Raw genomic sequence first — 13,124 nt, 5'->3', positions numbered from 1 at the left:
TAAATAGATTGATTTCTTTTTGATTCATAGCCCGCTTTACCAGCGGGCTATTTTTATTTGTACCTATGAATAAATTGATATTGATCCTGGGCCTGTTTCTAATGGGCTGCGCCAGTGAGGAAGTGAAGCGTGACCGGTTTTTTCTGCAGGGAAACATTGCTTTGAAAGAACGTGAATATGATAAAGCCATTGGTTTTTATACCCAGGCCTTGATCATTGATAAAGATTTTGCCCGGGCCTATAACAACCGTGGAGTCGCCCGCATAGAGGATGATCACCCCTATGAGGCCATTCAGGATTACAACATGGCCATATTGCTGGATTCTTCCTACTATGATGCGATATTCAACAGGGCCTACGCTTATGAGCAGGTGGGCCGAACGGAGGATGCTCTCTCAGACCTGGGGGTTGTAAAGAAAGCCTTTCCGGATTCGGCTTATGTCTACTTCTATGAGGGGTTGCTTCAGTCCAGACTGAGAGCCTATGCTGCTTCAATGCTGAGCTTTCAAAAGGCCTTAACGTTAGATCCTGACAACCAGGAGACCCTGATCAACATGGCCACTTTGCACTACTTTCAGGAGCAGATGGACAGTGCCAAAGCACTTCTCAATCAGGTGCTTTTGGAATACCCCAATGAGGCCAGTGCACTAAATACCCTTAGTCAGGTTTACCTGAAGGAGGGGAACTATCAAAATGCCCTGACTACTGTAAATCAGGCCCTGACCATTCAGCCTTCAGAACCCTATTTTTTGAATAACCGTGGACAGATCTACCTGGAGATGGACGAGCTCGACCTGGCGGCCAAAGACATCAACAGAAGCATCCTGCTCGATCCATCCAATGCATGGGCCTATAGGAATAAGGGAATTTATTTTCTGAAATCCGGTGATCAGGAGCAGGCCATTCGCTTGTTTCAGGAGGTAATTGGCCGACCTGAATTTGTAGATGAGGTGTATTCTTTTCTTGGAAAGGCTTACCTGGAGCTAGACCAGTTGGCCCGGGCATGTGAGTCCTGGCAGCAGGGCATTGAGCATCAGGAAGCAGCCTCACAGAAGCTTTGGGAACTCAACTGTCGCTAGGTTAATCCTCTTCTGCCTCCTTGATGAAAATGAGCTGATAGAGGGAAACCAGGTGGCTAAACAATACTGCCGGCACCACAAAAAGAGGCAACAAGACATAAGGAAAATAAAACACTGCGATATTAGGCTGTTCGTACACCAGCGGGTCATAGAAATAGGGCGTAGCCATGATTGCACGGACCACAATATTGACCAGAAGACCCAGGGCAAGTAGGTTCCAGATGATGGCAGCTATGCTGCTTTTGCTTTTCAGACCTACCAGAAAAAGCCCGGCAAACGGAGCTGAGATGCCTGAGAGGATGTCAAAGTTAACCCCTTCGAAAGTCATAGATTCGGCCACTACGCCATTGATGAATAGCCACCAAAGCACGATCTCCACGGGCACCCGGATGATGTGAATGTAGGTGAGTGTGGTGATGGGCATTTGCTTTAAAAAATCCCTTGCTGCCGGAATCAGAAACAGGCTAATAATAAAAATGACCAGGATCACCACCATCAGGATCAGGCGAGGAGGCATAGCTTCATAGTTCTGAAAGAAACCATTGATGGTCATCAGCGAAGTGACAAATATCCACACGGCCATAAAAGTGATCGCAAAAAGTGGAATATTACTCTTGGGCCCGGCGGCTGTCAGTACAGCGTAGTAAATAAAGCCAAAGGAAGCGAGGACACAAGCAAAAAAAGTGAGGCTAATGTATATGGGTAGGTCGTTCATCGGTTAGGTAGTGTACAGCAATATAAAAATTCTTTGAGGAAAAGTAAATGCCTATTTTGCCTTAGTAATCAAATAGTTGGGTGAATGATGGTGTTTGGCTGCCTTGTCTGAAGGTCATTAGGTAACCTCGCCATGGTGGACTGTGACTCCTGAAAGTTTTAGTTTTCACGAAATAAAATACTTTTGCCACGATGCAGGCCCTTATTAACAGACTTAGGATCAAACTCAATCAACCACTGCCAGGCGCTCTGGCTCACAACCTGATGATCCCTAAGCTTCCAACAGGAAACCGGGTGAATTTTAAATTTGATAAGGCCCCGAGAAAAGGTGCTGTGCTGATTCTTTTGTATGAAAAAGAGGGGATCATCCGTTTTCCAATGATCCAGCGCCCTCTGTATGAGGGGGTTCACAGTGGACAGATGGCTTTGCCAGGTGGCAGGTATGAGGAGTCAGATGGTGATCTGGAGATCACAGCCCTCAGGGAAACCCATGAGGAGATAGGGGTGGAGCCAGCACAGGTCAACATCCTCGGACACCTGAGCGAATTTATGGTTTCAGCAAGCAATCATTTAATTGTACCTTATGTCGGTTTTTCGAATGAGATCCCCCGGTTTATACCAGACCAGATAGAAGTGGATGAAATTATAGAAGCTCCTTTGGCCCAGCTTCTGGACAAGGGCAGGCTGAAGGAAAAGGAAATTATCACCGCCCACGGATACCGCCTCCATTCCCCGTATTTTGATATTCAGGATAAAGTGGTCTGGGGAGCCACAGCCATGATGCTAAGTGAATTTGCAGCAATAATAGAAGACCTATGAATGAACCCCTTTTGACCAATGATGCCGTTATTTTTGGCATCATCATGCTCATCCTCGGTGTAGTCTTTACGACCTCATCGAGTGAAAATGCCTTTTGGAAGAAATTTTACGCCGTGGTGCCAGCGCTGCTCATGTGCTATTTTTTACCCTCGTTACTAGGGACTTTCGGGATCATAGATCCGGGCGCCTCCCGACTGTATTTTGTTGCCTCCCGGTATCTGCTGCCTGCCTGTCTGGTATTGCTCACCATCAGTGTAGACCTGAAGGAAATCGTAAAACTTGGGCCGAAAGCCCTGATCATGTTTTTCACTGCTACAGTGGGCATTGTCCTTGGCGGACCCCTTGCCATCCTGCTTTTCTCCTATATAGCACCGGAGCTGGTCTCAGCACCTCCACCCAATGAAGTGTGGCGTGGCATGACCACCATTGCCGGGTCGTGGATCGGGGGTGGGGCCAACCAGGCCGCCATGAAAGAAGTGTTTGAGGTGAATGGAGAGCTCTTCTCCAAAATGGTGGCCGTGGACATTATCGTTGGCAATACCTGGCTGGGCGTACTGCTGGCGGGTATCGGATATTCTAAATACATCGACAGGAAACTGAAGGCAGATGCCTCTGCCATAGAGTCCATGAAGCATAAGATGGAGGCTTTTCAGCAGAAGAATGCTAAAATCCCCACCCTCACAGATCTGATGAAAATATTAATGATTGGATTCATCTGTACTGGGATCGCCCATTACCTGAGCGACTGGATTGCTCCGGCCATTGGTGAGCATTTTCCTTCTCTGGACAAATACAGCCTTACTTCAGGGTTCTTTTGGATAGTGGTCATAGCTACCACATTGGGGGTCATTCTTTCTTTCACCAAAGTGAAGGAATTAGAGGGTGCCGGGGCTTCAAAAATCGGCAGTGTTTTCATTTATATTTTGGTGGCTACCATTGGTATGCACATGGATATTATGGCGGTATTTGATGATCCTGGGTTGTTCCTGGTCGGGCTGACCTGGATGCTGTTTCATGTAGCACTGCTCACCTTAGTGGCCAAACTTATCAGGGCGCCTTACTTCTTTGTAGCCGTGGGTAGTACGGCCAATGTAGGCGGTGCAGCATCTGCTCCGGTGGTAGCGGCGGCCTTTCATCCGGCACTGGCTCCAGTGGGTGTTTTATTGGCTGTTTTAGGCTATGTCCTGGGCACATATGGAGCTTATTTGTGTGGTCTTCTGATGAGTGCAGTATCACCATGATGGAGGAACGACACATCGCATATCAGCACACCACTCCGTACGCAGTACTCAATAAGCTCACTAAGGACACCAAACGCATCTGGTTGGTTTTTCATGGCTATGGGCAACTGTCCAGGTATTTTCTCCGAAAGTTTGAGGGTTTGGATCCTGTGGAAAACTATATCATCGCTCCTCAGGGGATCTCCAAAACCTATCTGGAGGGCTTTAGCGGCAGGGTGGGAGCGAGCTGGATGACCAGCGAAGACAGACTCACCGAAATCGCTAACCAGAAGGTTTACATTGATGCGGTGATTGCTGCCCATCAGATTGACTGGGCAGACAAGCGACTGGTGTACTTTGGGTTTTCTCAGGGAGTAGCCACCATGTGCAGATACGCGGCTCATGCCAGGCTTCCTTTTGATCAGATGATCCTCTGGGCAGGTATGTTTCCTCCTGAACTGGCCAACAAGGATTATGATTTTCTCAACCGAAAGATTTCAGTGAAATACTTTACAGGCTCCAGAGACCCTTTTTATGAAACAGGTATGAAAGAAGGCCAGGTGAGTAAAGTGCGGGCAGTCCTGGGAGTGGATGCGGAGGTAAGAACATTTGACGGTGTGCATGAGGTGAGGGCGGATTTAATAAATGCGTTGTGAGTGTGCGAAAAAGAACACACGGTGTCCTATTTTAGTGCAGAGATTAGTATTCGCATTTTTTAAAGAGTACATTTTCAGTTAGTTAACTTTTTGGTATCACGTTTGATGCCTGTAGGAAAATCTCAGAGATCATATGATTAAGCTTAATGAAGTAGATAAGTACATTGAGTCGAAATACCAGCGGGTATTCATTCTGAAAGGGATCAACCTAGAAATCAATTCAGGGGAGTTTGTGAGCATCATGGGCCCGAGCGGTTCGGGCAAATCTACGCTCATGAATATCATTGGTATGCTGGATAAACCATCCCAGGGAGAATATTATTTTCTGGATGAACCTGTCCACCTCTTTAGCGAACGTAAGACTTCCAGAATTCATAAAGAGCACATTGGATTTATTTTTCAGGCCTATCACCTGATAGACGAGCTCACCGTGTATGAAAACATAGAGACACCGCTGCTTTATCGTGGGGTGAAGCGGAAAGAACGAGCCAGCATGGTGGCTGAAATGCTGGATCGATTCAACATGGTGGCGAAGAAGGACTTGTTTCCCGAGCAGCTTTCAGGAGGCCAGCAGCAGTTGGTAGGTGTGGCCCGTGCCATCGTAGGGAAGCCCAAGTTGTTATTGGCGGATGAGCCCACAGGCAACCTGCATTCTTCGCAGGGAGAGGAGGTCATGGATATGCTGAAGCAATTCAATAAGGAAGGAATGACCATCATCCAGGTAACTCACAACGAGAAATTTGCGGAATATGGAAGTCGTGTTATCGAGTTGGAGGACGGTGCGCTGAAGCGCTAAAATCAAACGAGGGTTTTTAGTGATTTTCACAAAAAATTGCGGTTCTTTAGGAGACCAATGACTGACCTAAAAAACCTCCTGCTGGTATTTTGTAGCCTTACTTGTCACCTGGGAGTTGCTCAGGAAACATCTTCAGATATTCTGGAATGGGAAATTGTTTATTCTGCCTTGCCCTGGGCTAATCTCAGTGGTGGGTTAGATCAGGGCTTTGTCTATATGGACAATGCGGATGTAACAGCGAAGCTCAATGTCAATGAGTTGTTTGATTGGGAGCAGAGCATGTCCATTTTCTTTTATGGGCTGGGAAATCATGGCGGTCAGGCGACTGATTTTATGGGTGATTTTCAGGTTGCCAGCAACATTCAGGCTGCACCCTCCTGGAGGTTGTTTGAAGTCTGGATTCAGGAAAATTTTCTGAATGATCGGGTGTCTGCACTTTTTGGCCTGTATGATCTTAACTCTGAGTTTGATGTTTTACGGCCCGGAACCATATTTATCAATAGTTCATTTGGGATAGGAGCTGAGTATGCACAGAGTGGCCTCAATGGCCCATCCATATTCCCCATATCCTCTCTGGGCCTGAGGTTAAGTTCATCCATTACCGACCAGTGGCAGGTCAGGCTGGCGATTCTTGACGGAGTGTCTGGCAACCCCGCTAACCTTAAATCGAATAGGATTGCATTGTCTAAAGAGGATGGGGCACTCATTGCAATGGAACATTCCATTTACCTGTCATCAGCTGTGCCGGACAGAATTAATCGAAACTATACCACCAGGCGCAAAAAAGTAGGGCGGGACCGGGATATTCCAACAAATGATAAAATAAACCTGGGTGGCTGGATGTATACAGCAGAATTTCCGGAGATTGGAGACAACAGCTTTTATCAGCCCAATTGGGGAGCTTATATCGGTGCACAGAAGTATTGGTTTTATTCCAGTTATGACGATCGGTACCTCTCTATGTTTGTTCGATACGGTGTGGCAAATGACCGTATCAACCGAATAGGGTCGGCCATTTCCGGAGGAATTGTTTTTGCAGGATCATTAAGCGAGAAAACGGATTATGTAGGCCTTGCATTTTCTACAGCCATCAATGGCAAAGCAAGACTTGAGCATTCACCTGAAGACGAACGCGCGGAAACGGCTTTGGAACTGACCTACTCATTTCCGGTAAGGACCTGGCTTACCATTCAGCCGGATGTGCAATACATCATCAACCCCAATACGGATGCGTCCATCAAAAACCCACTTGCCATTGGGCTATTGATTCAGGCATCAGTAGGCGGTGCCTGGTAGGCTAATGTATCATCGGAGCTCTTTCAAATGGCATAGATGGGTCAAAGAGGTATCTGTAAGTTCTGGAAGTTTGTACCTTTTTGAATCCCAGTTTTTGATAGAGGTTAACCACTCTTGGGTTAAAGTCTCCGGCCCAACCGATTTTCAATGTTTCATATTTACCCTCTGGCACTAGTTTTTGGTGGATGTGGTAGAAAAGTAGCGCTTCCAAACCTTTGTGTTGAAACTCCGGGATAAACCCAATGACGGATCCGTATGCTACTTTGCACATTTTCATGGTAAGCCCTATTTTGAGCTGCAGCTTTTGGATGATTCCGAATCTGCCTCGTCTAAAGTTTCTCAGAAGTGTGTTGAGCTCAGGAATCATGATAATGAACCCTATAGGTCGATCGTTATGATATAAGAACCATATCAGGTCTTTATCTATCACTGGTTTCATGGTTTTGAAAAGTGAAAGCGCTCGTTTGGCTTTCATTTCTTTAAAGTTGTCATGGGTTTTCCAGCCCTGATTGTAGACTTCCCTGAAATCATCGGCGTATTTATCGATGTTGTTCAGGTCTACATTTTCGCAGTGATATTCTTCACGCTGCGCCAGTCTCCGTCCAAATTCATAGTATCTCGGTGAGAGCCCTTTTTTGAAGTCATAATTGTAATAATACTGCTCAAAATAGGTCTGAAAGCCATAACGCTCAAAAAAGTCCTGATAGTAGCTTGGGTTATAATTATTGCGATACAGCGGAGGTTCATATCCTTCGACTACCAGTCCCCACCAAGCATTGTTTTCCCCAAAATTGATCGGTCCATCCATGGCACCAATGCCGAACTCTTTGAGCCAGTCTCTACAGGTATCAAATAGTGAGAATGCAATGTCCAATGAGTGAATGCATTCGAAAAACCCCATTCCTCCGGTTGGTTGTTTAAAACTATTGGCCGTTCGGAAGTTTACAAAAGCCGCAACTCTGCCAACGCAGGTGTCTCCGCACATTGCGATCCACCGGGTAATGATGCCGTGGCTATGAAAACTGTTTTTGTTTGGATCAAACACCTGCTCAATGTCTTTGTCCAATGGCCTGATCCAATTCTTGTCTCCCTGGTATACCTTTTCGGGCAGCTGCAAAAACCTTTCAACATGTTTTGGCTCCGAGACTTCAATAATCTTAATCTTGTTGTTCATGGCTATAGTCGTTTAGAATTCTGGCATTGCAATGGTCAGATTGTTTTTGCTTCTGGATTTTAAGAGTTGGAGGTGTGCATGGATAGCATCAATGAGGGTCTTATTTTCATTGTAGCCTATGCCATATTCCTTACAGGTGCATTTGAGAATTTTCGTCAGCGATGGATAATGAATGTGACAGATATTTGGGAACAGGTGGTGAATCACATGATGATTGAACCCTCCGTATAAATGCGTCAGAAGCTTGCTGTCAGTGGCGAAATCTGTGGTGGTGATGATCTGATGCATGAGGAAAGAGTAGGGTAACTGACCAGTTCTATCAGGTTCCGGAAATTCTGCATGCTCACCTACATGAGCAGAAGCCAGCGCAATGGCCACTGTATAACTTGCAGTCATTTGCATGACAATAAACCCGAGAATAACCTGATAGAACTCAAGAGCAAGTAGCTGGTAGGGGACCAGAATCATCATTGTGAAGTAAATCAGCTTGCCCAAGATTAACCTGATCAGTTCCACCTTGCGGTGGTGGGTTAGGTGGTTATTTGTCGGAGTATTGATAAAGTCTTTGAAGTCTCTGAACAGAAGCCAGTGAAGAGAGTAAAACCCATACAATACCGGCATATAGAGATGTTGGTAGCAGTGAAGTCCACTGAGAGGAGCGTTGGGGAAGATGCGTACCAGGGCCGATTGCTTGATGTCTGCGTCATGGTCGGGGACATTGGTGAAAGCGTGATGTGAGTGGACATGACGTAGTTTCCACATGTAACCATTTGCCCCCAATGCATCAAAGGTGAAGAGCATCAGGTCATTGAGCCTCCTGTTTCGGAAAAATGCCCTATGAGCTGCATCGTGGGCTATATTGAGGGCAATAAAGATCTTTAGCATACCCAAAATCACACAAAGGATCAGGTAGAGGTCAAAGAGATTGGTGTGGAGTAAGGTGTAGTAGGCCAGGGCATAAGCGCTGATGAGCACAATAGCTTTGGTGTATGCCACATCTTCTGCATAAATGGACAACTCATTGCTTTTGAAATAATGCTGAATCCGGACCCTGAGTACTGCAAAGAATTCTGCATTTTCTATTTGATTGTATCGAATCATAGTGATAGACGTTGATCACAATTCGAACTTCCACAACTTTCAGATGGGGTCAAAATTGAAGTTTGAAACAGCAAATGGGTCGAGTTGCAAATTTTGCAACTGCCCTGAAGGAGACTAAAGAAATGCTGTAAGAATCATGAATGCGGTAGCCAACGATCCGACATTTTGCATTCGCTGATTTATGTTATCTCACCTTTTGTTCAAAAAGGTCTACTTTCTGGTTCATCTTATGAAAGAACTTGAGTCGTTCTTTTTCAGAGGAATTACTAATGGGAATAGACTTTTGCAGGATGCTTTTAATGTATTGCTCTATGTTTTCACAAAACTGATGATCGGTGGTATTGAGGAGGTTGAGCATGTTATAAGTCTTCATGACCATGCGCCGGTCACCTAAAGAGAAAAAGACGGTGTTGTCACCAATTTCTATTTCATTGTAGTAGAGATCAAACTTACCATTGACGAGGTGTAGGGAATTATCCGGATGCATTTTATGACCCTCTTCAGCTTCTTTGTTGATGACGGTGAGCAGGCTCCTGATGTCATTGACTAGCGTTCTGAACTGATCTGATGTGATCATGTTCGTTTCATAGCTATATTCAATCTGGCGCAGTGTAATGTTGATCGTTTCGTCGCTCCATATTTCCAGTGAAGGGATTTGCTGGTAAGTGTTCCAGATTTCGGCACATATGCTCAGCATCTCCTTGCTGATGACATTGGGGCCATACGCCTGATTCATCAGGGAAGGTTCTTTAAGGATGGTGCGCATCCAGAAGAATGACTTGAATCGTGACAGCTCAGGAAATCTGAAGTAGTGAAAAGGAGGGATGTCTTTGGCCACATAAGTCATGTGATAAGATTCGTTTTCCTGGATCATTTTCACGGAAGCCAGCACGGATTTCAGAAAGTCAAGATACCCGTAGTTGACATTGAGCATACGCTTATGGAAAAGAACGGTATCCTTGGAGAGGTTGAAAAAAGTGTCCAGGGAAGCACCAAAATGTTGGCTTATTTTTCTGATCTCATTGAAGGTGAGTAAGGTATCTCCGCGCATCCTGCGGTAGGCACTGTCCTTACTTATGTCCAGTAATGTTTCCAGCTCCTCTACAAATTTTCCCTCTGGCTTCTGGGTTTTCACCCACTCCAAAAAATTGATTTGTATGTCGCGATCGTTATTCATAGGTGGTCATGAGACTACAAATTACGACAAAATAGGCTTTCGATTAGAAAAAACCCTTACTTCCTGCGGCAGCTTCTGCCTGCATCTCTTCAGAGAGTTCCTGGCCAAGGTACCTGTCAATGAGATGATGGGCCAGGTAAATGAGTGGAGTGAGCACAATGGCTACCGCAAACTTGTATATGTAGTTGATGGTGCCCACAGAAAGGAGCTGCGGGATGCTCCACCGCCCACTCTCAGGCGCCAGTACATAAAAGGCGATACCCAGCACCACGAAACTATCAATGAACTGTGAAATGAGTGTGGAGCCCGTTGCCCGGAGCCAGATCATTTTAGATCCTGTATACTTTCTTAATTTTTGAAAGATGTAAACATCCAGCAGTTGCCCGATCAGGAAAGCCACCAGAGATCCGGCAATAATGCCCAGCCCTTGTCTGAAAATGGTTTTGAAGGCATAATTGATGTTGAAATAATTGCCTTCCGCATCTGTGCTGTTGATCTCCTGCCAAAAGGCCGCCGGGGGCAGGAGGGTAATGATGTAGATGACCAGAAAAGCATAGGCGATGCATCCGGCAGCGATGTAGCTGAGTTTTTTCACTCCTTTTTTACCGAAATACTCATTCACCACATCTGTGGTAATAAATACTACAGGCCAGATGATCACACCGGCAGTCAGGTTAAAGTCCAGCACAGAGCCTCCAAAGAGTGGGATACTGGCTGGGGGCAAGCTAAATGTGCTTTCCGCAGAGAAGATTTTCACGCCAATCATCTCAGCCAGGATGGCGTTGGTGAGAAAAATACTCGCCAAAATAATGAACAACTGCTGTTTCTTACTTTTCACTGCTTTAGTGATTTACGACAAATCGCTTTCCTTCTTCAGCCAGATAAGACTCCCTGAAAACCGACCTGGCTTCTGAAAGTAACGGATTCAGGTCACGGTAACGGGTAGAGAAGTGTCCCAGAAGCAACTGCCCCACATTGGCCTCAGCCGCCAGCTGGGCAGCTTGCCTGGCGGTGGTGTGGTACGTGTTTTCAGCCCGGTCTTTCATGTCATCCATAAAGGTAGCTTCATGATAGATCAAATCCACATCCCGGATTACATCTACCAGCTGGGGGATGAGTTTGGTGTCTGAGCAGTAGGCGTAGCTATAGGGTTTTTTGGGTGGAAGCGTCGCCAGGCTGTTTTTATAAAGCAGGGTTCCGTCTTCGTTAAAAATATCCTCTCCGTTGCGCAGGGCATTGGCCTGGTTAGGAGTGAGCTTTTTATCTACCACCAGTTTGTTGATGCCCCGCTTCTTGGGTTTTTCTTTGAAGAGATAGCCCGAGCAGTGGATCCGGTGATTGAGCGGAATGGTAGTGATCGTTAGTTTATCGTCTTCATAAATCACACTGATGGTCTCAGGTACCCACTCATGGAACCTGATGTCATAGGACAGACGAGTGGCAGAGTATTTCAGCTGCAGGGTAATAATGTCCGCCAGTCCGGGTGGGCCGTAGATATGGAGGTCTGCAGTGCGGCCATAAAGGTGCAGGGTAGAGACCAGCCCCATGAGCCCATAATAATGGTCGCCGTGAAGGTGGGAGATCAGTATGTGGTTAATTCTGGAAAGCTTGATTTTATAGCGCTTGACCTGCAGTTGGGTACCTTCCCCACAATCGATCATAAAATATTTATCCTGTACCCGTAGTAGTTGGGAGGTATGATGTCGGTTGTGGGCAAAGGCGGCTGAATTTGACCCTAATATTTGAAGTTCTAACGCCAAGGATCGTTATTCTTCTCCAGCCTCTCTCAGGCCTCTTTCAATGTCATTGAACATTACTGCGTCTATCGCCTCTTCCTCTGTGGGCAGGATATCTATCACTTTGTCCAGCTGACTGATGCTGATGAGCTTCATCACGTGCTCATTGAGCTTGCACATCACAAAAGATCCATTGTCTTTGAAGAGTCTGTTACCCACCAAAAGGGCACTCAACCCTGATGAATCTGAGTATTTAACCACTTCCATGTTGAGGACGATGTTCTTCACACCTTCTGCCTGTAAGGTCACAAACTCTGACTTTACCTCCGGCGCGATGGTGGAATCCAGTTTTTCTTCGTCTATTTTGAGAATTGTATATTGATCCTGTCTGTTTATCGAAAATTTCATAATGATTTGAGGGTATTGTTAACGTTTGTATCTATTCTCTTGATGATGTTCTCCACGGTATCCTTCACAAAATAACGTCCGGTGATTTGCTCAAAAAGCTCGATGTACCTTTGAGAGACGGAATCTACAAATTCTTTCGTCATTTCCGGGATATTTTGTCCTTCCTTTCCCTGAAAACCATTGCTGATCAGCCACTGGCGCACAAACTCTTTGGATAGTTGCTTCTGCTCTTCACCCTTGCTCTGCCGGGCTCCGTAGCCTTTCAGGTAAAAGTACCTGGAAGAGTCCGGGGTATGTACTTCGTCTATGAGGATGATTTCGCCATTGTATTTACCAAACTCATACTTGGTGTCTACCAGAATGAGTCCCTGCTCAGAGGCCAGTTCTGTGCCACGTGCAAAGAGCTTATAGGTGTAGTTCTCCAGCTGTGCATAGTCAGCTTCTGTAATGAGGCCCTGCCTGATGATTTCTTCTCGGGAGATGTCCTCATCATGTCCCTCATGAGCCTTGGTAGTGGGCGTAATGATGGGTTCAGGAAGCCTGTCGTGCTCTTTCAGCCCCTCCGGCAAAGGGACCCCACACAGGGATCTTTTTCCATCCCGGTATTCTCTCCAGGCATGGCCTGTTAAGTAGCCTCTGATCACCATTTCCACAGGAAATGGATCACACTTACGGCCGATGGTAACGTTGGGGTCAGGCACCGATATCACCCAGTTAGGGACTATATCTTTGGTCTTTTCCAACATGATTCCGGCGATCTGATTGAGCACCTGCCCCTTGAACGGGATAGGCACGGGAAGTACCACATCAAATGCGGAAATTCTGTCAGATGCGACCATCACCAGTTTGTCCTGAACGGTGTAGACGTCCCGCACCTTACCAACGTATTTGTCAGTTTGTCCGGGAAAATTGAATTGAGTGTATTTGATACCTTGAGACATGGGCGAC

At 46.1% G+C, this 13,124-nt stretch carries 14 protein-coding genes; 6 read left to right on the top strand and 8 right to left on the bottom strand.

Annotated elements, in window-relative coordinates; all coding sequences use genetic code 11:
• Positions 1 to 65: 65 nt before the first annotated feature.
• Positions 66 to 1,079: a tetratricopeptide repeat protein gene (locus RIH33_RS05255; protein ID WP_406650801.1), complete on the top strand. Its 1,014-nt coding sequence runs from the start codon at positions 66 to 68 to the stop codon at positions 1,077 to 1,079.
• Between the two features lies 1 nt (position 1,080).
• On the opposite strand, the gene RIH33_RS05250 is transcribed toward RIH33_RS05255, so the two are convergent.
• A complete protein-coding gene (locus RIH33_RS05250; protein ID WP_406650802.1) occupies positions 1,081 to 1,794 on the bottom strand; it encodes a hypothetical protein in 714 nt (237 codons plus the stop codon).
• 191 nt (positions 1,795 to 1,985) lie between these two features.
• Between RIH33_RS05250 and RIH33_RS05245 the strand changes: the two genes are divergently transcribed.
• From RIH33_RS05245 to RIH33_RS05225, 5 genes are all read left to right on the top strand, one after another.
• Positions 1,986 to 2,612 carry an NUDIX hydrolase gene (locus RIH33_RS05245; RefSeq protein WP_406650803.1) on the top strand — a complete coding sequence of 209 codons (627 nt, stop codon included), beginning with the start codon at positions 1,986 to 1,988 and terminating at the stop codon, positions 2,610 to 2,612.
• On the top strand, positions 2,609 to 3,853 hold the full coding sequence (locus RIH33_RS05240) for a DUF819 domain-containing protein (protein WP_406650804.1): 1,245 nt from the start codon (positions 2,609 to 2,611) through the stop codon (positions 3,851 to 3,853). Before RIH33_RS05245 ends, RIH33_RS05240 begins: the two co-directional genes overlap by 4 nt.
• On the top strand, positions 3,850 to 4,488 hold the full coding sequence (locus RIH33_RS05235) for an alpha/beta hydrolase (protein WP_406650805.1): 639 nt from the start codon (positions 3,850 to 3,852) through the stop codon (positions 4,486 to 4,488). The genes RIH33_RS05240 and RIH33_RS05235 overlap by 4 nt, the downstream gene beginning before the upstream one ends.
• Positions 4,489 to 4,621: 133 nt before the next feature.
• The gene (locus RIH33_RS05230; RefSeq protein WP_406650806.1) at positions 4,622 to 5,284 is read left to right on the top strand and encodes an ABC transporter ATP-binding protein; all 663 of its coding nucleotides are present in this window, start codon (positions 4,622 to 4,624) and stop codon (positions 5,282 to 5,284) included.
• Between the two features lie 57 nt (positions 5,285 to 5,341).
• On the top strand, positions 5,342 to 6,580 hold the full coding sequence (locus RIH33_RS05225; protein WP_406650807.1) for a carbohydrate porin: 1,239 nt from the start codon (positions 5,342 to 5,344) through the stop codon (positions 6,578 to 6,580).
• A 1-nt stretch (position 6,581) separates the two neighbouring features.
• On the opposite strand, the gene RIH33_RS05220 is transcribed toward RIH33_RS05225, so the two are convergent.
• From RIH33_RS05220 to RIH33_RS05190, 7 genes are all read right to left on the bottom strand, one after another.
• Complete coding sequence (locus RIH33_RS05220; RefSeq protein ID WP_406650808.1) at positions 6,582 to 7,754, bottom strand: hypothetical protein; 1,173 nt, start codon at positions 7,752 to 7,754, stop codon at positions 6,582 to 6,584.
• A 12-nt stretch (positions 7,755 to 7,766) separates the two neighbouring features.
• Positions 7,767 to 8,855 (bottom strand): fatty acid desaturase family protein, encoded by a 1,089-nt coding sequence (locus RIH33_RS05215; protein WP_406650809.1) that lies wholly within the window; start codon positions 8,853 to 8,855, stop codon positions 7,767 to 7,769.
• A 184-nt stretch (positions 8,856 to 9,039) separates the two neighbouring features.
• Positions 9,040 to 10,032: a helix-turn-helix domain-containing protein gene (locus tag RIH33_RS05210; protein ID WP_406650810.1), complete on the bottom strand. Its 993-nt coding sequence runs from the start codon at positions 10,030 to 10,032 to the stop codon at positions 9,040 to 9,042.
• A gap of 43 nt (positions 10,033 to 10,075) precedes the next feature.
• Positions 10,076 to 10,870 (bottom strand): queuosine precursor transporter, encoded by a 795-nt coding sequence (locus RIH33_RS05205; RefSeq protein WP_406650811.1) that lies wholly within the window; start codon positions 10,868 to 10,870, stop codon positions 10,076 to 10,078.
• Positions 10,871 to 10,874: 4 nt separating this feature from the next.
• Positions 10,875 to 11,792 (bottom strand): ribonuclease Z, encoded by a 918-nt coding sequence (locus tag RIH33_RS05200; protein WP_406650812.1) that lies wholly within the window; start codon positions 11,790 to 11,792, stop codon positions 10,875 to 10,877.
• A gap of 6 nt (positions 11,793 to 11,798) precedes the next feature.
• Complete coding sequence (locus RIH33_RS05195; RefSeq protein WP_406650813.1) at positions 11,799 to 12,176, bottom strand: STAS domain-containing protein; 378 nt, start codon at positions 12,174 to 12,176, stop codon at positions 11,799 to 11,801.
• The gene (locus RIH33_RS05190) at positions 12,173 to 13,117 is read right to left on the bottom strand and encodes a phosphoribosylaminoimidazolesuccinocarboxamide synthase (protein ID WP_406650814.1); all 945 of its coding nucleotides are present in this window, start codon (positions 13,115 to 13,117) and stop codon (positions 12,173 to 12,175) included. The genes RIH33_RS05195 and RIH33_RS05190 overlap by 4 nt, the downstream gene beginning before the upstream one ends.
• Positions 13,118 to 13,124: the final 7 nt, after the last annotated feature.

It is taken from the genome of Marinoscillum sp., from assembly GCF_040222955.1.
Taxonomy (GTDB): domain Bacteria; phylum Bacteroidota; class Bacteroidia; order Cytophagales; family Cyclobacteriaceae; genus Marinoscillum.
Note: the sequence above shows the minus strand (reverse complement) of the source record. Positions and strands in the feature narration are given on the sequence as shown.